We start from the raw sequence: 19,529 nt of genomic DNA on the forward strand, positions 1-19,529 counted from the left end.
CCCAGGGGACCTTCCAGCATGACAAACGTCAAACGCCTCATCGTCATCGTGTTGTTCGACCACGTCGATCTGCTGGACGTGACAGGTCCGGCCGAGGTGTTCTCGCTGCTTCAGCGCGAGATGGATGAGCCGACGGGTTATGAGGTCGTTTTGGCGTCCCAGACGCTTGCACCGGTCACGACCTCGGCCGGTGTGCGCGTGCTGCCCGACGCGACGTTCGCCGATCTGGCCCGCCGCAGGATCGACACCCTGGTGGTGCCCGGCGCGGTCGAGGTCGATGCGCAGCGCCGCGTGCGCGCCGTCGCGGCGCCTTCGGTAGTGGCATCGGTGAAGACGCTCGCGGGCCGCACCCGGCGCATAGCCTCCGTCTGCGTGGGCGCGCACGTGCTGGCCGCTGCGGGCTTGCTGGACGGCCGGCGCGCCACCACGCACTGGTCCACCGCGCAGCAGCTTGCCCAGGAGCACCCGGCGGTCAAGGTGGATGCCGACCCGATCTTCATCCGCGACCGCAACGTCTGGACCGGCGCGGGCCTGACTGCCTGCCTGGACCTGGCGCTGGCCCTGGTCGCCGATGACTTCGGCGAGCGGCTGGCGCTGCGCGTGGCTCGGCAGCTCGTCATGTTCCTCAAGCGCCCGAGCGGACAAAGCCAGTTCAGCGCCTCGCTGGAGCCAGCCTCCAAAACGCGGCGCATCGACGCGCTACGCCACTACATCTTGCATCGCATCGGCGAGCCCATCAGCATTGCGGAGCTCGCCGAGCAGGTGCATGTCAGCGACCGGCAACTGACCCGCATCTTCAAGACCGAGCTCAACATGACGCCGGCCGCCTACATCGAATCGGTACGCGTGGAGATGGCGCGCAACCGGCTGGAGACCACCGATGATCCGCTCGACCGCATTGCCGCGGCCTCTGGCTTTCAGACCACCGACACGCTGAACCGGGCGTTCCGCCGCAGGCTGGACACCACGCCGGCCGAGTACCGCAGCCGGTTCAGGACAGTGTGCTGACCGGCCGGCGGCGCATTGCAATGGGCCGGGATGCTTCTGAGCCCGCACCGACGCCAAGGCCGCAGTGATTTGCTGCGGCCTTGCCGGACAGTCCCATCAGACCGGGTTTCAGCGCTCATCCAGCGCCGGCTCGCGCTCGCCCGATTCATCGGGTGAACCGAATGACTGGCGTGCAAGCAGGGCACGGTAGCGCCCTCCTTCGATCCGCACCAGTTCGTCGTGGCTGCCTTCTTCGACGACGCGGCCCCGGTCCATCACCAGCAGCCTGTCCAGCGCACGCACGGTCGATAGCCTGTGCGCAACGACCAGCGTGGTGCGGCCTTCCATGAGCCGGCCCATGGCTTCCTGGATCAACGCCTCGCTTTCGCTGTCCAGGCTGGACGTGGCTTCGTCCAGGATCAGGATCGGCGCATCGGCCAGGAAGGCGCGGGCGATCGCCACGCGCTGGCGCTCTCCCCCGCTCAGCTTGACGCCACGTTCGCCTACGGGCGTGTCGTACCCCTTCGGCAGCCGCATGATGAACTCGTGCGCGCTCGCCAGCCTGGCGGCGCGTTCGATGTCCGAGCGGCTGGCGCCCGGCCTGGCGTATGCGATGTTCTCCGCAAGCGTGCGGTGAAACAGCAAGGGTTCCTGCTGCACCAGCGCGATCTGCTGGCGCAGCGACGCCTGCGTGACCTTGGCGATGTCCTGCCCGTCGATCGTGATACGGCCCGCGTCCAAGTCGTACAGCCGCTGGATCAGCTTGATGAAGGTGGTCTTGCCGGAACCGGAATGCCCGACCAGGCCCACCCTCTCGCCGGCGGCGATGCGGACATCGAAATTGCGAAACAGCGGCGTCTCGTGCGAGCCATAGCGGAAAGTGACGCTGTCGAAGCGGATTGCCCCAGCGGTGACGCGCAGTGCGGCGGCCCCCGGGCGATCGCTGACACCCAGCGGCTGGCCGTTCAGCATCACCAGCTCCTCCATGTCGTTCACGGCGCGCTGCAAGTCGTGCAGCTCCATGCCAACATCGCGCAGATAGCCCTGCAGCACGAAGAACATCGTCATGGCAAAGGTGACGTCGCCCACAGTGGCTTGCTGGCGCAGCCACAGGTACAGGGAGGCGCCTATCATCGCCATCTGCAGGATCGTCAGCAACGTGCCCTGCGCGCCCAGGTTGACGGTGGACCGGACCCACGTGCGGCGCGTCCGGTGCTGCCATTTGTCAACGACTCGCCGCAGGTGCGTTTCCTCGCGCTCCTCGGCGCCAAAGGCCTTGACGACGGGATTGCAGCCGATCGCATCGGCCAGCACACCTCCCATGCGCGTATCCCAGGTGTTGCTCAAGGCCGCTGCGGGCGCCACGTAGCGCAGGGTGAGCCACACCGTGATGGTCAGGTACGCAACGGAACCCAGGCCGACGATCAAGCCCATGACGGGCCAATAAAGAGCAAGCAGGCCGGTGGCGCCCACGAGCACGGCAAAGGAAGGCAGCAGCGCCAGGAACAGCGTGTCGTTCAGCGCATCGGCGGCCCACATGCCGCGCGTGATCTTGCGTACGGTGGATCCCGCGAAGCTGCTGGCGTGCCATTCGGCTGACAGACGCTGCACGTGTTGGAAGGTCTGGGTGACCATGCCCCGCATCATGGTGAGCGTGAACGGAATGATCAGATGGTAGGCCGCCTGGCGCAACAACACCCCGCCGATGCCGAAGGCCAGCAGCAGGGCGAACGCAAAGAGCGCCGGCTCCCGGTTGTCCTGGGCGCCGGAGAAGTCCTCCGCGACGGCGTCCATCAGTCTGCCGGCGAACAGCGGCGTCAGGGCATCCGCCAGGGCGGAAAAGAGGATCAGGCAAATCAGCGCCAGGGTGCGTCCGGGCTGCTGCCCCCAATAGCGGGAGGCAAACTTCAGAACATCGATAAACGTGCGGCCGCGCCGTACGTCAGGGGATGGAGTCGTAGTCATGTTGTGCGTCGGCGCCATGGGAAAGCGCCGGTCCTTCAAATCCGGAGAAACCGCGAACAGCCGCGCCCGGCCTGCCCGGCGCGGACTGCGAACGGAGGTATGCGCGGCCGCTATGCGGCGGCCCGTCCGGCGTCATGCCGGAAGCCGGCCGCGGGTAACGTCTTGGCGTTACGCGGGGACGCGCGATCGTGTGCGGAAAACGCCGCGCCAGCCTCGCAGGAAAATGGAAGCGAAGACGGGCGATGAAGGGGCGTGGCGGCCCGGTCGCCGGGCAACAGACCGGCGACGGGACCGCGCGAGGGACGACTTAATGCCGTCGGGCAGACACGCGCGGGACGGCGATGTCGAACATGGTGGTCTTCATCATGCGCCTCCCTGAGGTGTGAAGGGGATGAGCGCCGCAGCCCGGATGCGGCCACGGCGGAACGGTCGGATTATGGGGGCCGTCGGCGATCGCGTCAATGGTGGCGCGGCCTTGCACCACGCCGGGCGCGGCCGCGCCCCGGCCGCTGGCCTGCTTCCCGCATTCGAGGATTGCGCGCACCAGCAACAGGCCTTTGCGCACCATCCAGGTGCGCCTGCCAACCCCCCTTGCCTTGCGATGGTGCCTCCGCTCCCGCGGCTTGCCCGCCGCCTGCGCCGGCCCCGTGGACCAAGCGCTCATGCCGCAGAGCCGTTCACGGCGACGGCCCCGGGGCCGCCAACCGGACGAGCGTATGCGCGCCCGGCCTCCATGTCCCGCAGCAATATGGCATAGGTTTTGCTTTTGACTTTGATGCGCGTGTGCCATCTCTCAAATGGACGAACGGTGCCCGCGCAACGCATCGCCGTGCACTCCTTGCCGGCCATCGCCGGCTCACCGTTAAGGATTCCGATAACCATGAACCGCAGACTCGTACTCAAACAACTGACCGCGGCCAGCGTTCTGGCGATGACGGGCGCGCTGCCCACCGCCTTTGCGGCCGAGGACACCATCAAGGTCGGCATCCTGCATTCCTTGTCCGGCACGATGGCGATTTCCGAAACGTCGCTGAAGGACGTTGCGCTGATGACGATCGACGAGATCAATGCGTCGGGCGGCGTCATGGGCAAGAAACTGGAACCGGTCGTCGTCGACCCGGCATCCAACTGGCCGCTGTTCGCGGAAAAGGCGCGCCAATTGCTGTCGCAGGACAAGGTGGCGGTGGTATTCGGATGCTGGACGTCGGTGTCGCGCAAGTCCGTCCTGCCGGTCTTCAAGGAACTGAACGGCCTGTTGTTTTATCCGGTGCAGTACGAAGGCGAAGAGCTGGAGCGCAATGTGTTCTACACCGGCGCGGCGCCCAACCAGCAGGCCATCCCGGCGGTGGAATACCTGATGAGCGAAGACGGCGGCGGCGCGAAGCGCTTCGTCCTGCTCGGCACCGACTACGTGTACCCGCGCACCACCAACAAGATCCTGCGTGCGTTCCTGCACTCCAAGGGCGTCAAGGACGACGACATCCAGGAGGTCTACACGCCTTTCGGACATTCGGACTACCAGACCATCGTCGCGAACATCAAAAAGTTCGCCACGGGCGGCAAGACCGCCGTGATTTCGACGATCAACGGCGATTCGAACGTGCCGTTCTACAAGGAACTCGGCAACGCCGGCCTGAAGGCCACGGACGTGCCGGTGGTGGCGTTCTCGGTGGGAGAAGAAGAACTGCGCGGCGTGGACACCAAGCCGCTGGTCGGGCATCTGGCCGCCTGGAACTACTTCGAGTCCATCAAGAATCCGGTCAACGCCGAGTTCATCAAGAAGTGGAAAGCCTACGCCAAGGCGAAGAACCTGCCCAACGCGGATACGGTCGTCACCAATGACCCGATGGAAGCCACCTATATCGGCATCCATATGTGGAAGCAGGCGGTGGAACAGGCCAAGTCGACGAACGTCGATAAGGTGATCACGGCCATGGGCGGACAGAAGTTCAATGCGCCGGATGGCTACACGGTCGAAATGGACAAGACCAATCACCATCTGCACAAGCCCGTCTACATCGGCGAAATCCGCGCCGACGGCCAGTTCAATGTGGTGTGGAAAAGCAAGGGACCCATCCGCGCGCAACCTTGGAGCCCGTACATCCCCGGCAACGAAGGCAAGCAGGACCTGTAAGGCCGGACGGAGCAGCCATGCGCATCGCGCCAATCGCAACATATTTGCGCCGACTTCTGATCGCGTGGCTGCTGGCCGCGCCCATGGCCGGGGCGCTCGCCGCCGGCCTGGACGCCACGCTGCTGAGGCCCCTGGGGGGCGACGACACCGGCGCCAGGCTGCAGGCGATCGGCGAACTGGGTCAGTCATCCGACCCGCTTGCCGCCGACGTTCTGGCGGCGCTGGCGGAAGAACGTCTCTATGCCACGTCCGACGGCCGCGTACTGGTGGACACCCGCGACGGGGCGCTGGACCCGGCGACCGGCGCAAGGCTGGCCATGCCGCCGGACGCGAGTCCTGTGACGATCAACAATCGCCTGCGCCGCGCCATCGACGCGGCGGTGGCGGAATCCCGCCTGCATGCCGCGGATCCCGCCCTTCGCCTGGCAGCGGCGCAGCGCCTGCAGCAGACCTCGCAGGAAAGCATGCTGCCCGCGATCACGCAGGCGCTCGCCAGGGAGAAAGACGCGAGGGTCCGCGCCGCGCTGGAGATTGCCCAGGCGAACCTGGAATTGAAAAGCCCGGACCCCGTCGTCCGGCGCCATGCGGTGGAAATCCTGGGCCGCAGCGAAAACAGCGCGTTCATCCCCGTGCTGACGGCAATGACCGCGCCCGATGCGCAAGGCCGGCAGGCGGAACCGGACGCGGGCGTACGGGAAGCCGCGCAAGCCGCGCTGCGCGCCATCGAACGGCATCAGACCGCCATCGAGTGGGCGGGCAATCTCTTCTACGGCATCAGCCTGGGCAGTGTCTTGCTGCTGGCGGCGCTGGGGCTGGCCATTACCTTCGGCCTGATGGGCGTGATCAACATGGCGCACGGCGAATTGCTGATGATCGGGGCGTACGCCACGTTCCTCGTGCAATCCGCATTCCGCGCCTGGGCGCCGGCCTGGCTGGACTGGTACGTGATTGCCGCCCTGCCCGTCGCATTCGTACTGGCGGCGCTGGTCGGCATGGCGCTGGAACGCACGGTCATCCGGTGGCTGTACGGACGGCCGCTCGAAACCCTGCTGGCGACCTGGGGCATCAGCCTGATCCTGATGCAACTGGTGCGCTCGCTGTTCGGCGCGCAGAACGTCGAGGTCAGCAACCCGGGCTGGATGACCGGCGGCATCACCGTCATGGGCGGCCTGGTGCTGACCTACAACCGGCTGGTCATCATCGCGTTTTCCCTGGCGGTGCTCTTTTTCGTGTGGCTGCTGCTGAATCACACGCGTTTGGGATTGTTCGTACGCGCCATCACGCAGAACCGGCGCATGGCCGACTGCGTCGGCGTCCCGACGGGCCGCATCGACATGCTGGCGTTCGGCCTGGGTTCCGGCATCGCCGGCCTGGCTGGCGTGGCGCTGTCGCAATTGGGCAATGTGGGTCCAGATCTGGGACGCGGCTACATCGTCGACTCCTTCATGGTCGTCGTGCTGGGCGGGGTGGGCCAACTGGCGGGCACGGTCATCGCCGCCCTCGGCCTGGGCGGTCTGAACAAACTTTTGGAACCCTATGCCGGCGCCGTGCTGGCGAAGATCGCCATCCTGGTGTTGATCGTGCTGTTCGTGCAAAAGCGCCCGCAGGGCCTGTTCGCCCCGCGCGGCCGGAGCGTCGAATGAAGATGTCTGCTTCCATGGACCCGGCCGCAATGGCGCGGCCGCGCCTGTACTCCGCCCGCGCCTGGGCCGGGCTGGCTGTAGCCGCGGCGGTGCTGGCGGTGCCGCCGCTGCTGAATCTGCTCTTTCCTCCGGAAAGCAGCCTGCACGTGTCCTCCTACGCCGTCGCATTGCTCGGCAAGTTCATGTGTTATGCCCTGGCGGCGCTGGCGCTGGACCTGGTCTGGGGCTATGCCGGGATACTGTCGCTGGGACACGGCCTGTTCTTCGCCCTGGGCGGCTACGCGCACGGCATGTACCTGATGCGCGCCATCGGCCACGACGGCGTGTACAAGAGCGACCTGCCGGACTTCATGGTGTTCCTGAACTGGAAGAGCTATCCCTGGTACTGGTCGTTCACCGAACACTTCTGGTTCGCCATGCTGCTGGTGGTGCTGGTGCCCGGGGCGCTGGCCTTCGTCTTCGGCTATTTCGCGTTCCGGTCGCGTATCAAGGGCGTGTACTTCTCCATCATCACGCAGGCCCTGACGTTCGCCGCCATGTTGCTGTTCTTCCGCAACGACACGGGCTTCGGCGGCAACAATGGCTTTACGGATTTCAAGCGCATCCTGGGGTTCGACATCACGGCGCCGGGCACGCGCGCGGCCTTGTACTGGGCGACGCTGGCCTTTCTCGCCGGATCGCTGGTGCTGGCGCGCATGGTGACGCGATCCAAGCTGGGCCGGGTACTGACGGCCGTCCGCGATTCCGAAAGCCGCTTGCGCTTCATCGGCTACGAGCCCCTGGGATTCAAGCTGTTCGTCTGGACCCTGTCGGCCGTCATGTGCGGGATCGCCGGTGCGCTGTACGTGCCGCAGGTTGGCATCATCAACCCCGGCGAAATGTCCACCGAAAACTCCATCGAAATGGTGATCTGGGTCGCTACGGGGGGACGCGGCACGCTGATCGGCCCCATCCTTGGCGCGGGCGTGGTGAACGGATTGAAAACGTGGTTCACCAGCGTATTTCCGGAGTTCTGGCTGTACGCCCTGGGCCTGATCTTCGTGCTCGTCACGCTGTTCCTTCCGCAGGGCATCGTCGGACTGGTGCGCCGCTTCACGGCGCGCGAGGAGAAGCAAGCATGATGGACACGGCGCACGCGCCCTCCGCCGGCGCAAACGGCCATCCCGGCGGCGACGGCGCCGGCAACGAGGGCTTCAATGGCGGCAGCCCGGCCTACGGACGCATCAAGCCGCGGGGTGTGGACACCACGCATGGCGCCATCCTGTACCTGGACGGCATCACCGTCAGCTTCGACGGCTTCAAGGCCTTGAACGATCTGACGCTGGACATCAGCGTGGGCGAGCTGCGGTGCATCATCGGGCCCAATGGCGCCGGCAAGACCACCATGATGGACGTGATCACCGGCAAGACCCGCCCTACTTCGGGAACGGCCTACTTCGGCCAGAACATCGACCTGACGACGCTGAACGAAGCGCAGATTGCCCATGCGGGCATCGGGCGCAAGTTCCAGCGGCCCACCGTGTTCGAAAACCACACGGTGTTCGAAAACCTGGAGTTGGCGATGAAAGCCGACAAGCGGGTGCGGCCCACGCTGTTTGCGCGGCTGGATAGCGCACAGGCCGACAAGATCGCCGAAACGCTGGCCCTGATCCGGCTTTCCGCCCAGGCCTGGCGGCCCGCAGGCCTGCTCTCGCACGGGCAGAAGCAATGGCTGGAGATCGGCATGCTGCTGATGCAGGAACCGCAGCTTCTGTTGCTGGACGAGCCCGTCGCCGGTATGACGGACGCCGAAACCGAGCGCACCGGCGAACTGCTGAACGAATTGCGCGGGCGGCATTCGCTGATGGTGGTGGAGCACGACATGGATTTCGTCACGCGCATCGCCGACGGCGGCAAGGTCACCGTGCTGCATGAAGGCTCGGTGCTGGCGGAAGGAACGATGGCCGAGGTGCAGGCGGACCCGAGGGTGGTGGAAGTTTATCTGGGGAGGTAGGGGTGGCTGTGGTCCCCCCCGAAGCGCTGGCGCGCTTCCCCCCCAGGGGGGCGACGCTGGAGGACCGGCGGAGCCCGATCCTCGGCGTCCCCGGTCGGGGGGCGGCGGCTTCGTATGGGGGGCGTCTTGCTTGGGTGCGGTGTCGGCCTGGGGCGGCCGCCTTATGGATGCGCTGTTTTGTATGCGGGTGGCGTTGGCGCCATGGAGAAGAGATATGTTGGACGTGCAGGCCATCAATCAATACTACGGCGGCAGTCATACCTTGCGCGGGGTTTCCCTGGATGTCGAGCGTGGGGAATGCCTGGCGCTGCTGGGGCGTAACGGGGTGGGCAAGACCACGCTGCTCAAGTGCCTGATGGGGGTGCTGCCGCTTGCCAGCGGCAGGGTGATGTTCGAAGGCCAGGACGTTTCGCGGCTGGCGCCGCACCGTCGGGCGGCCATGGGGATGGCTTATGTGCCGCAGGGACGCGACATCTTCGCGCGGCTGACGGTGGAAGAAAACATCGTCATGGGGATGGCGTCCTTTCCCGCTGCCAGGGCGCGGCGCATCAAGGAAGAAGTGTTCGAGCTCTTTCCTGTGCTCAAGACGATGCTATCGCGGCGCGGAGGGGATTTGTCCGGCGGACAGCAGCAGCAACTGGCGATCGCGCGCGCGCTGGTGGCCGAGCCCAGGCTGATCATCTTCGACGAGCCCACTGAAGGCATCCAGCCTTCGATCATCAAGGACATCGGGCGCGTCATCCGCATGTTGCGCGCGCGGGGCGATATGGCCATCCTGTTGTGCGAACAGTATTTCGATTTCGCTCATGAACTGGCCGACCGCTTTGTGGTGATGTCGCGTGGCGAGATCGTCGCGCGCGGCACGAAGGCGCAGATGGGCGGCGAGGACGTGCGCCGGCATCTTTCGGTATGAGCCGGCTCACCAGCTCAGACCCAGCCCGGTCTGGTAAGTCGATTCATTGGTGCTTGCCCGGCCGCCACTGATCTGGTCGCGGGCATACTTGATGTAGAACGATAGCCAGCTGTTGAGGTTGTAGCGCAAGCCGACCTGGCCGCTCACGCCCCAGCCCGCCCCACCGATCGCGCGAATGAGTTCCCCGTCGGTGTACAGCTGGATCTGCTTTCCGTGCAGGTAGCGCGTGTAGTTCCAGCGCACCGCGCCCGCGTAGGCGCCCTCGCTGTCGCCATCGTCATAACCGTATTCGACGCGGCCCAACAGGCCGGACAAGGCGAACGCGCCCAGCTCGTCGTCCCAGAACTGATAACCCGGCCCCGTCCCGTACGCCACCTGCCGGCTGACCTCCTCGACCAGGTCCCGCCTGTAGCGCGCCCGCGCCTGCCAGAAAGCCTTTTCCGTCATGAAGCGATCCAGCACGTACTGGCCGCCGAAATTATCGGTGCCCACGTCATCGCCATCCTTGCTGCGATGGTAGGCGGCGCTCAGACTGTTGCGCCACACGCCGCGCCGCGTATCCAGCTGGAAGTCCAGGCCCAGGTCCTGGCTGTCCACAGATGCGGTCTTTTGCATTGCCGACACGTCGAGCCGGCCATTGACGGCCGTCTCGCCCCATAGCCGCTTCGGCCGGGCCATGCTGTTCAGGCTGGACAGCGCCATTTGCGTCCGGACCTCTGCCTGACCGGCCGGACTGCGCTGGACCCCTTCCAGCACGACCTCGCCTTCGTCTCCGCGCACCAGCTTGGCGTAGTAATCATGCACCAGCGATTGGTCGCGGATGATAAGGTCGCCATCGCTTTGCAGGGTCTTGACGTGCTCGAACTGCAGGCGCATATCGCCGCCATATTCCGTTTTCAGCAGCAGGATGCCGTTATCCAACGAAAGAATGGAGCCGGTAATGCGGTCCCCGTTGTCCATCCATACTGTCCCGGCGCACACCGGCGCCGCCAGCACGGTCAGGCAGAAAACGGAAAACAGAAACGCAAGCGCGCCAAAAATGGGAGCGGCGCGCGACTGGCTCGGCATGGACATATTGGGCTCCACGGATTGGACAGCAGCGGATACATGGCTGAGCAAGCGCCGTGCTCACACGCCCGCGGATTTGTGTATAATGGCGAACTTCGCTGCGGGAATAGCTCAGTTGGTAGAGCGCAACCTTGCCAAGGTTGAGGTCGCGAGTTCGAGACTCGTTTCCCGCTCCAGTTTCTGAACAGGGCCCCACGGTTTTCCGTGGGGCCCTGTCGCATTTGGTTCCGGCATTTGGTTCCGGCATTTGGTTCCGGCATTTGGTCCCGGGTGATTCCGGCATTTGTCCCGCCGCCCGCTCGCGGCCTTGCGCGCCGCCGCAGGCGATAGCAGGATAGCGGCACAGCCCGATGCAACGCCGCTCGCATCCATCGGTCCGGCACACCGTGGCGCCCCCTCCCCCGCTGGCCCTTGCGGCCGCAAGGACCATCAAGGAAGGAATATGGATTCACACGCCCATGCCGTCGCCATGCCGAAATCGGCCTGGATTTTTCCAGCAGTGGCATTGCCGTTCTTCCTTGTTGCGTCGGCTGCCGGATTCGCAATGCCCTTTGTGCCCAGCCCGCTCAGTATCGCGGTTGCCTGCGTGCTGGTGATCGTGCTGTTCGGGGCCATCTTCGCGGCCGTGCACCATGCAGAGGTCATCGCCCATGCCACCGGAGAGCCCTTCGGCACGCTGGTCCTGACGGCGGCCGTCACGATCATCGAGGTCGCCCTTATCGCGTCCATCATGATTTCAGACCAAGGCGGAAGCCCCGAGCTGGCGCGCGATACGGTTTTCGCGGTCGTCATGATCGTGTGCACCGGCCTGGCGGGCGCCTGCATCCTGGCCGGCAGCCTTCGATATCACGAACAGCAGCACGGAAGCACGGGGGCGTCGGCCTATCTGGCCGTGCTTATCGTGCTTGCCACGCTCACCCTGGTGCTGCCCAACTACACTCAGGAGATCAAGGGCCCTTCGTACTCGGACACACAGCTGGCCTTCGTCGCCGTCATGACGATCCTGCTGTACGGCGCTTTCCTCTATATCCAGACAGTCCGGCACACGGAGTACTTCGTGACCGAATCCGGCAACGCAGCCGACGTGCCGCAGCGTCCCGCAGCAAGGACCGTCGCGCTAAGCATCGGCCTGCTGATGCTGGCGCTGGTCGGGGTTGTCCTGCTGTCCAAGAAGTTCGCCAACGTCGTCGAATATGTGCGTCTGGCCGCGGACGCGCCGCCAGCGACCACAGGCCTGGTGGTGGCGATCCTGGTGCTGTTGCCCGAAGCCATTTCGGCCTATCAGGCAGCCAGGCGCGATGAATTGCAGAAGGCGCTGAACCTGGCCCTGGGTTCGTCCCTGGCCACCATCGGGCTTACCTTTCCGGCGGTGACCGTGGTGAGCCTGGTGCTGCACAAACCCCTTGTGCTGGGGCTGGATGCCGGCGAAACCGTGTTGCTGGCGCTGACGCTGATCGTCAGCATCCTTACCCTTGGCAGCGGGCGGACAAATATCCTTTACGGCTTTGTCCACCTTGTGATCTTCGGGACCTTTCTGTTCATGACTTTTTTGCCGTAGCGATCATTGCGGCGCGCCGGCCCCGCGCGCTCTGTCGGCAGCCTGCCTGGGCTGCCCTGCAGGCATCAGGCAATGATGTTAGAATGCCGGGCTTCCCGGTAAGGACATCCGGGGAATCCAGGCTACTGGCGCAATGGCAGAGTGGTTATGCAGCGGATTGCAAATCCGTGTACGTCGGTTCGATTCCGGCTTGCGCCTCCATATCTTTGAAAGCGGCTCCCATAGGGAGCCGCTGGTTCTGAAAACGGCTCCCGCAGGGAGCCGTTGGGTTCTAAAAACGGCTCCCGCAGGGAGCCGCTGGTTCTGAAAACGGCTCCTGCAGGGAGCCGCTGGTTCTAAAAACGGCTTCCTGCAGGGAGCCGTTGGTTCTGAAAACGGCTCCCTGCGGGAGCCGTTTGTGCATCCAAAGACGGCTTCCTCCCGGAAACCGCCAGCGACGCGGCGTGCCCCGCGGCTTCCCGAGGGAAGCCATCGATGGCGCGTCTGACGCATGAGCCTCCCGTCAATGCCCGCGGCGAGTGTCCTTCTGGCCCCGGCTGCCCGCGGTGCCGCCCGCTGGATCGCCTTGCGAGGCCGGCGCGCCTTTGCTGCCCTGCACCGTTCCCTGCGCCGGCATGGACGACGGCCCGCTGGAGGGGGCCGCCGTGCCGGGCTGGTCCATCCCCGGCGAAGACTTGCCCGGTTGCTGTGGCTGTTGCCCCGGCGCGGAGCCGGGCGTCTGCTGAGTCAGGCCGGTCCCTGCGGGTTGATTGCCGGGCATGACCGGCCGCGAACCGCCCGACGATGACCGCTGATCCGCGGCCTGCACACCGGAGACCGCCCACGGGGCCAGGGTCAGGGCCGCAGCCAGCGCGATACCAAGCACGACCGAAAGCGGAATATGTCTTTTCGCTCTTCTCATTCGTTTCTCCCAGGATGACGTCGCCAACGCCCTTCGCACGACATCCCGGCGCGCGCTGGCACATCCCCGAACGCGCGCAAATCCCGTTCCTATAATGCGCGCATGGACCAATCGACCCCTTCGAAGCTGCTGCGCCTGGAGCACGCCGACCAGTGCGTGGAAATCAGTCCCGCCCTGGGTGGGACCATCCTGAACTATCGCTGGCGGGACGTTGCCATTCTGCGTCCCACCGACGGCGTACCCGAAACGGCGCGGCTGACAGCCTGCTACCCGCTCGTCCCGTTTTCCAACCGGATCGCCAACGGCCGCATGGCCTTCCATGGCAAGGTCTATCCAATTCCCCGCACCGTCGATTACGCGGCCCTGCCCATGCACGGACTGACGTGGCAGCGGCCCTGGCGCGTCGCATCGCACGACGACCGGCGCGCGGTCCTGTTCCAGGACTACACGCCGGAGGCGGAGACGCCTGCCTGGCCGTTTCCCTTCGCGGCCGAACAGACCTTCGAACTGACCGGCGCCGGCCTGCAAGTGACGCTGACGGTACGCAATACGGGCGCGGCCCCGCAGCCGATGGGCGTAGGCTGGCACCCCTATTTCCCGCGCACGCCGGAAACCCGCGTATGGGCCGATGTGGGCGACATGTGGGTGAATGACCCGGCCAATCTGCCGGTCCGCCGGGCTCCGCCGCCATCCGCACTGCATACGGGCATGGCGGTCCTCCATACCGATTACGACAACGTCTTCCGGGATTTCCGGGGACGCGCGCGCATCGCCTGGCCGGAACGGGACGCCGCCGTCACGATGACCGCCGACGCCACGCTGAGTCATCTGGTGATTTTCACGCCGCCGGGCAAACCGCACCTGGCCGTGGAGCCGGTGTCGCATATGACGGACGCCTTCAACCGTTATTCCGCCCAGGGCGGAAAGCCGGTCCCCGGCGTGGACCCTGAAACAGGCACTGCCGTACTGGCGCCGGACCGGACACTGCACGCTACGATGTTCCTGCAGCCCACTACGCTGGCGGACGCTGCACCCTGGTGAGACCGCGCCGGCGCCGCCGCTTGCGGCGCGCGGCGGCAAGGGTCCCGGCGCAACCCGCCTCGCACCGACGACCGCGCGCCCCGCTTCGATTCAAGGAGGTTCGACATGGACGCTTCCGTCCTGCAGGCCATCGCCCGCTGGCCCAACGTCCCCGCCGTGGCCGGATGGCTGTCGCTGGACCGTGCCGGCCGCTGGCGCCTGCATCCCAAAGGCGACGCACGCCAGGGCGGCGCGGGCGATCCCATCACCAACCCCGGCATTCTCGCTTTCATCGGCCGAAACTACGACCGGGATGAGCAGGGGCGCTGGTTCTTCCAAAACGGACCGCAACGGGTCTTTGTCCGCCTGGATGCGGCGCCGTTCATTCTGCGCACCGGGGCGGACGGGGTGAGCCTGCATACGCATACCGGCCTGTCCGTGAACGAGGTGTCCGCGTGGTGGCTCGACCAGGCGGATCAGCTGTACGCGAGCACCGACGCGGGCCCCGGAATGGTGGAAGGCAGGGACGTGGCGGCGTTGTTCGAGGCGATGCGCCTGGAAGATGGCGGCGATGCGCTGGCCGCCGCCGCGGCCCTGCAGCCGGGGGCGGCGCTGCGGGTCCGCCACCCGGCAGCGCACGACGTCGTGTTGCTGCGCCGGGTGCTGGCGGCCGAGCTGGAAACCGGACTTGGCTTCATCGCGAACCCCGCGGCCGACGTCCCGGAAGGCCCCTGACGCGCGGGGCGCGTCACCCTGCGGCCAGGGCAAGCCGGTAGAATCGGGATCATGACCGCCAAGCCTTCCTCCTATTTCCCCGCCCCGCGCCGGGCACGCTTCTGCAGCCAATGCGGGTCGCCCATCAGCCGGCGCGTCCCGGATGGCGACAACCGCGAGCGCGACATCTGCGATCACTGCGGCGCCATCCATTACCAGAACCCGCGCGTGGTGGTCGGCACCGTGCCGGTCTGGGAAGGACGCATCCTGCTGTGCCGCCGCGCCATCGAACCGCGCTACGACACGTGGACCTTGCCTGCCGGCTTCATGGAGCTGGGCGAGACCACCGCGCAGGGCGCGGCACGGGAAACCCTGGAGGAATCCGGCGCGCGCATTCAGCTGGGGGACCTTTTCACGGTCATCGATGTGCCGCAGGTGGATCAAGTCCACATCTACTACCTCGCCCAGGCGCTTGGTCCCGAACTCGATCCCGGCCCGGAAAGCCTGGACGCCCGCTATTACGACGAATCGGATATTCCCTGGGACGATCTATCCTTCCGCACGGTGGCCACCACGCTGCGCCACTTCGTTGAAGACCGCCGCCGGGGCGTTTTCGGCGCGCATCGCTATTCCCTCGAGTCACATTGAAACTCCCCTGGGTCGACCCCGATACGCCGCTCCCCCCCGTCGAGTGCGCCCTGAGCGACCCCGACGGCCTGCTGGCAGCCGGGGCGGACCTATCGGTGGCGCGCCTGACAGAGGCCTATAGCCGCGGCATATTCCCCTGGTATGCCGAAGGCGAGCCGGTGCTGTGGTGGTCGCCCGACCCCCGGATGGTGCTGGCCTGCGAGGACTTCGCCGTTTCCCATTCGCTTGCGAAGCGCCTGCGCCAGCTGGCCCGCCAGGAAGCGACGCCGCATCCGCGCGTCGAAGTCCGCGTGGACACGGCGTTCGAGCAGGTGTTGCGGGCGTGCGCCGCGCCGCGCGATGGGCGGCCGGGCACCTGGATCACGGACGAGATGCGCGACGTCTATGCCGCCTGGCATCGCGCGGGCGTCGCGCACAGTGTCGAGACATGGGTCGACGGCCGGCTGAGCGCGGGCCTGTACGGCGTCAGCCTGGGCGCCATGTTCTACGGCGAATCCATGTTCACGCGCGTGACGGACGGATCGAAGATCGCGCTCGCGCACCTGGTCCGCTTCCTGTCGAATCACGGCGTGCCATGGATCGATTGTCAGCAACAGACCCGGCACCTGGCCAGCCTGGGCGCGCGCCCGGTGCCGCGCGCCCAATTCGTTGCGCGCGTGGCCGAACTGGTGACGCGGCCAGGCCCGCCGTGGCGGCCCGGCCGGCTCGACACGCAGGGTGCCCTGCACGCCCTTGCCCCGGCTTAGGCGTTATCATGTCCTTACCGCTTTCGGGCTTCACCCCGCCAGCGGGCGCGCATGAGCCAGCTCAAAGAACTTCCCTTTTCCACCCTGCAGTTCTATGCCACGGCGCCCTATCCCTGTAGCTATCTTCCCGGGCGGCAGGCGCGTTCCCAGGTTGCGGCGCCAGGGCACCTGATCCATGCGGGCACCTATTCCCAGCTGGTGGAACAGGGCTTTCGCCGCAGCGGGCTGTTCACCTATCGGCCGCATTGCGACGGTTGCCAGGCCTGCATTCCGGTGCGCGTGGATACGGCGCGCTTCACGCCCAACCGCAGCCAACGGCGCGCATGGAAACGGCATGGCGATCTGCGCGCGCTGGTGGCGGAGCTGGCGTGGTCGCCCGAGCACTACGAGCTGTACACCCGCTATCAGCAAGGCCGCCACCCCGGCGGCGGCATGGACGACGACAGCCGTACCCAGTACGCGCAGTTCCTGCTGACCAGCCGCGTCAATACGCGCCTGGTCGAATTCCGTACGCCGGAAGACGTGCTGGCCATGGTGTCCATCATCGACGTGCTGGATGGCGGGCTGTCTTCGGTCTACACGTTCTACGATCCCGACATGGCGGGCAGCCTGGGCACCTACAGCATCCTGTGGCAGATCGAGCAATGCCGCTCCCTGGGCCTGCCGTGGCTGTACCTGGGGTACTGGATCGCCGCCAGCCGCAAGATGGCGTACAAGGCCGGCTTCCAGCCGGCGCAGCTGCTCATCGACGGCGTGTGGCAGAGCCCGCCGCCGGACCCGGCGCCGCGCTAATCCTCGACCGGCGCCATGCCGCGACTGCCGCGGGCCGCGACCCGATGCCGCGGCCCGCGGATGGCTCTACAATGCCGCCCCATGTCGATTCTCTTCCACGCCTATCCTCTTGCGCGCCAGGCGCTGTTCGCCATGGACGCCGAAACCGCGCACGAAGTCACGCTGAAGGCGCTGCAGCGGGCATACGAATGCAATGCCACCCGGACATTGCTGCGCGCCGCGCCTTTGGCCCCCGTCGATCTGATGGGCCTGCGCGTTCCCAACGCCGTGGGCCTTGCGGCCGGGTTGGACAAGAACGGCGCCTACATCGATGCGCTTGGCAATCTCGGATTCGGGTTCGTCGAGGTCGGCACGGTAACGCCGCGGCCGCAACCGGGCAATCCGAAGCCGCGGCTTTTCCGTCTGCCGCAAGCCCATGCGCTGATCAACCGGCTGGGATTCAACAACCTGGGACTGGACGCCTTCATCGCCAATGTGACGCGCAGCCAGTGGCGAGGGCGCGGCGGCATATTGGGGCTGAACATCGGCAAGAACGCCGATACGCCCATTGGCCAGGCGGCGGACGACTACCTGAAAGGCCTGCGCGGAGTCTTCCCGCACGCCGATTATGTGACCGTGAACATTTCCTCGCCCAACACGCAGAACCTGCGCAGCCTTCAGGGCGGCGATGAACTGAACGACCTGCTTGCGCAGTTGCGCGACGCCCGCAAGGCGCTGGCCGATACGCACGGAAGGGACGTGCCGCTGGCGGTGAAGATCGCGCCGGACCTGACGAGCGATCAGGTCGATGCCATCGCGGACATCCTGCCGCGCTACGGGGTCAACGGCGTCATCGCTACCAACACCACGCTATCGCGGGATGCCGTCAAGGGTCTGCGCCATGCCGAGCAGGCCGGCGGCCTGTCCGGCCCGCCGGTCCACGAGCTGTCCCTGGCCGTCATCGCCCGGCTGAAGCAGCGGCTGGGCAACGCGCTTTCCATCATCGGCGTGGGCGGCATTCATGGCGGACGCCAGGCGGCCGAAAAAATGGCTGCCGGCGCGGACGCGGTGCAGATCTATACGGGCCTGATCTACCGGGGGCCGGCGCTGGTGCGCGAATGCGTGGAAGCGACGGCCCTGCGCGGCGCGACGATCTGACCGGGGCGGCGGACCGCGATGTGCGGCCTGCACAGGCGTCGCAGCGGCATGACGGCCGCGACGGCGCCATCGTCGCTACTTCACCGCCTTTTCGATATCCTGCACGGCCTTTTCCTTGGGCTCGTCGGCGGTCTTGCTTTCTTTCCGGTGAATGTTCTGTTCCACCTCTGCCCTGCCCTCGCGCTCCAGGCGTTGGGCTTTTTCACCGGCTTCGTGTTCAAGCTTTTCGACGCGGTCAACGACCTTGGAAAACGGGGACTCGGCATAAGCCGGGCCGACGCCGGCGAAAAGAGTGATCGAAAGCGCCGTAGCGGCAAGACTCCTCATGGCAACGCTCCTCATGGATCCGGCGGGACACGCGCGGGCGGAAGCCCGAGCCGTATGCCTACGCCGTGCGCTGCATTGTGAGGCGCGGAATTTTCTCTGGCGTCACACATCGCTAAACGAAATGTGAATTCAACAATGCGACGCAGGCGCGTCGCCGCAGCCGGCAGCCTATGCCGGCGTCGGCGGCCGTACCACGCCGAAGCTCCCGGGGTGGCCGGTAGAAAAAAGGGCCGCCCAAAGGGCGGCCCAGGCTCCAGCTCTGCTCAAACTGGTTGACTTCGATACGGCTTTTCGCTGCGCGTTCAGGCGGCGGCGGTGGCGCGGCGGCTGCGCGGCGCGGCGGCCTTGTTAGCCACGTCCGCGGCATCCGAGGCGGCCTTGAACGTTGCGTTCGCGGCGGCGTTCAGGTTCGATTCGGCGACTTCGGCGGCCTGCTTGGCAGCCTTGGTCATCGAATCATACGCGCTGGTGGCGGTTGCAAGCGAGGACTTTATCAACGCCACGGCGCCTTCGGTGCCGGTGGGGGCGTTCTTGGCCAGCTGGTCGATCGCTTCGGACAGCTGGGCCTGGTTTTCGGCGATCTGCTCTTCGCCGAGCTTCACCAGTTCGCCCTGCACCCCGGCGACGATGTCATAGACGTGCTTGCCGTAGGCCAGCACTTTCTCGGCGCTGGGCTGCACCAGGCTGGTCGAAAACGCCAGCGCTTCCTGCGGGTCCTTCACTTCGGACGCCTGCTGGGCACGCAGCGCGGCTTCGTCCAGGGTCGCCTTGACGACTTTCATGTTCAGATCGACCAGCTTTTCGAAACCGGAAAACAGGGCGGTCTGGGTGGCGATCAGGGTGTTGATGCCGGCTTGCTGGCGAGCCAGCACTTGTTGCGGAATGGCGCTCATAGGGATCTCCTCGAGTTGCCCCTTCGCAGGGGGCGATAAAGATGGCGATTGGGTGCGGAAGACATATCGAGGGTCCATACTGCCTGGGGA

Annotated in this window: 19 protein-coding genes and 2 tRNA genes; 15 read left to right on the top strand and 6 right to left on the bottom strand. The window is 66.1% G+C overall.

Annotated features, from left to right (window positions below; genetic code table 11):
- Positions 1–18 precede the first annotated feature (18 nt).
- Positions 19–1,008: a GlxA family transcriptional regulator gene (locus CAL13_RS16540; RefSeq protein WP_086072980.1), complete on the top strand. Its 990-nt coding sequence runs from the start codon at positions 19–21 to the stop codon at positions 1,006–1,008.
- Positions 1,009–1,116: 108 nt separating this feature from the next.
- Here the strand turns inward: CAL13_RS16540 and CAL13_RS16545 are convergent, their stop codons facing one another.
- A complete protein-coding gene (locus CAL13_RS16545) occupies positions 1,117–2,952 on the bottom strand; it encodes an ABC transporter ATP-binding protein (RefSeq protein ID WP_086073696.1) in 1,836 nt (611 codons plus the stop codon).
- 307 nt (positions 2,953–3,259) lie between these two features.
- Positions 3,260–3,520, bottom strand: a complete 261-nt coding sequence (locus CAL13_RS16550; protein ID WP_086058357.1) for a hypothetical protein — start codon at positions 3,518–3,520, stop codon at positions 3,260–3,262.
- Between the two features lie 312 nt (positions 3,521–3,832).
- On the opposite strand from CAL13_RS16550, the gene urtA reads away from it, so the two are divergent.
- The 5 genes from urtA (at position 3,833) to urtE (ending at position 9,635) form a co-directional block, all read left to right on the top strand.
- A complete protein-coding gene (urtA, locus tag CAL13_RS16560; protein WP_157664503.1) occupies positions 3,833–5,086 on the top strand; it encodes an urea ABC transporter substrate-binding protein in 1,254 nt (417 codons plus the stop codon).
- 17 nt (positions 5,087–5,103) lie between these two features.
- The gene (gene urtB / locus CAL13_RS16565) at positions 5,104–6,729 is read left to right on the top strand and encodes an urea ABC transporter permease subunit UrtB (protein ID WP_086058358.1); all 1,626 of its coding nucleotides are present in this window, start codon (positions 5,104–5,106) and stop codon (positions 6,727–6,729) included.
- A 29-nt stretch (positions 6,730–6,758) separates the two neighbouring features.
- Positions 6,759–7,850 carry an urea ABC transporter permease subunit UrtC gene (urtC, locus tag CAL13_RS16570; RefSeq protein ID WP_420042460.1) on the top strand — a complete coding sequence of 364 codons (1,092 nt, stop codon included), beginning with the start codon at positions 6,759–6,761 and terminating at the stop codon, positions 7,848–7,850.
- Positions 7,850–8,722 (top strand): urea ABC transporter ATP-binding protein UrtD, encoded by an 873-nt coding sequence (urtD, locus tag CAL13_RS16575; RefSeq protein ID WP_086058360.1) that lies wholly within the window; start codon positions 7,850–7,852, stop codon positions 8,720–8,722. The genes urtC and urtD overlap by 1 nt, the downstream gene beginning before the upstream one ends.
- A 214-nt stretch (positions 8,723–8,936) precedes the next feature.
- The gene (gene urtE / locus CAL13_RS16580; protein ID WP_086058361.1) at positions 8,937–9,635 is read left to right on the top strand and encodes an urea ABC transporter ATP-binding subunit UrtE; all 699 of its coding nucleotides are present in this window, start codon (positions 8,937–8,939) and stop codon (positions 9,633–9,635) included.
- A gap of 6 nt (positions 9,636–9,641) precedes the next feature.
- On the opposite strand, the gene CAL13_RS16585 is transcribed toward urtE, so the two are convergent.
- Positions 9,642–10,709, bottom strand: a complete 1,068-nt coding sequence (locus CAL13_RS16585; protein ID WP_086072983.1) for a DUF481 domain-containing protein — start codon at positions 10,707–10,709, stop codon at positions 9,642–9,644.
- A gap of 94 nt (positions 10,710–10,803) precedes the next feature.
- Between CAL13_RS16585 and CAL13_RS16590 the strand changes: the two genes are divergently transcribed.
- From CAL13_RS16590 to CAL13_RS16600, 3 genes are all read left to right on the top strand, one after another.
- Positions 10,804–10,879 (top strand) — tRNA-Gly (locus CAL13_RS16590).
- Positions 10,880–11,172: 293 nt separating this feature from the next.
- Entirely contained in the window at positions 11,173–12,261 is a 1,089-nt protein-coding gene (locus CAL13_RS16595) for a calcium:proton antiporter (protein WP_198297807.1), read from the top strand.
- A 127-nt stretch (positions 12,262–12,388) separates the two neighbouring features.
- Positions 12,389–12,462 (top strand) — tRNA-Cys (locus CAL13_RS16600).
- A gap of 301 nt (positions 12,463–12,763) precedes the next feature.
- On the opposite strand, the gene CAL13_RS16605 is transcribed toward CAL13_RS16600, so the two are convergent.
- Positions 12,764–13,162 carry a hypothetical protein gene (locus tag CAL13_RS16605; protein WP_157664504.1) on the bottom strand — a complete coding sequence of 133 codons (399 nt, stop codon included), beginning with the start codon at positions 13,160–13,162 and terminating at the stop codon, positions 12,764–12,766.
- A gap of 102 nt (positions 13,163–13,264) precedes the next feature.
- Between CAL13_RS16605 and CAL13_RS16610 the strand changes: the two genes are divergently transcribed.
- From CAL13_RS16610 to CAL13_RS16635, 6 genes are all read left to right on the top strand, one after another.
- Complete coding sequence (locus tag CAL13_RS16610) at positions 13,265–14,203, top strand: aldose 1-epimerase (protein WP_086072984.1); 939 nt, start codon at positions 13,265–13,267, stop codon at positions 14,201–14,203.
- Between the two features lie 105 nt (positions 14,204–14,308).
- A complete protein-coding gene (locus CAL13_RS16615) occupies positions 14,309–14,917 on the top strand; it encodes a DUF2946 family protein (RefSeq protein ID WP_086072985.1) in 609 nt (202 codons plus the stop codon).
- Between the two features lie 51 nt (positions 14,918–14,968).
- Positions 14,969–15,544, top strand: coding sequence for an NUDIX hydrolase (locus CAL13_RS16620; protein WP_086058367.1), 576 nt, complete (start codon positions 14,969–14,971; stop codon positions 15,542–15,544).
- Entirely contained in the window at positions 15,541–16,290 is a 750-nt protein-coding gene (gene aat / locus CAL13_RS16625; RefSeq protein ID WP_086058368.1) for a leucyl/phenylalanyl-tRNA--protein transferase, read from the top strand. Before CAL13_RS16620 ends, aat begins: the two co-directional genes overlap by 4 nt.
- Before the next feature lie 51 nt (positions 16,291–16,341).
- Entirely contained in the window at positions 16,342–17,082 is a 741-nt protein-coding gene (locus CAL13_RS16630) for an arginyltransferase (RefSeq protein WP_086058369.1), read from the top strand.
- Positions 17,083–17,163: 81 nt separating this feature from the next.
- A complete protein-coding gene (locus CAL13_RS16635; protein WP_086072986.1) occupies positions 17,164–18,219 on the top strand; it encodes a quinone-dependent dihydroorotate dehydrogenase in 1,056 nt (351 codons plus the stop codon).
- Between the two features lie 75 nt (positions 18,220–18,294).
- Here the strand turns inward: CAL13_RS16635 and CAL13_RS16640 are convergent, their stop codons facing one another.
- Positions 18,295–18,546 carry a hypothetical protein gene (locus CAL13_RS16640; protein WP_086072987.1) on the bottom strand — a complete coding sequence of 84 codons (252 nt, stop codon included), beginning with the start codon at positions 18,544–18,546 and terminating at the stop codon, positions 18,295–18,297.
- 302 nt (positions 18,547–18,848) lie between these two features.
- Entirely contained in the window at positions 18,849–19,439 is a 591-nt protein-coding gene (locus tag CAL13_RS16645) for a phasin family protein (RefSeq protein WP_086058372.1), read from the bottom strand.
- Between the last annotated feature and the right edge of the window lie 90 nt (positions 19,440–19,529).

The organism is Bordetella genomosp. 9, from assembly GCF_002119725.1.
Classification (GTDB): Bacteria; Pseudomonadota; Gammaproteobacteria; order Burkholderiales; family Burkholderiaceae_B; genus Bordetella_C.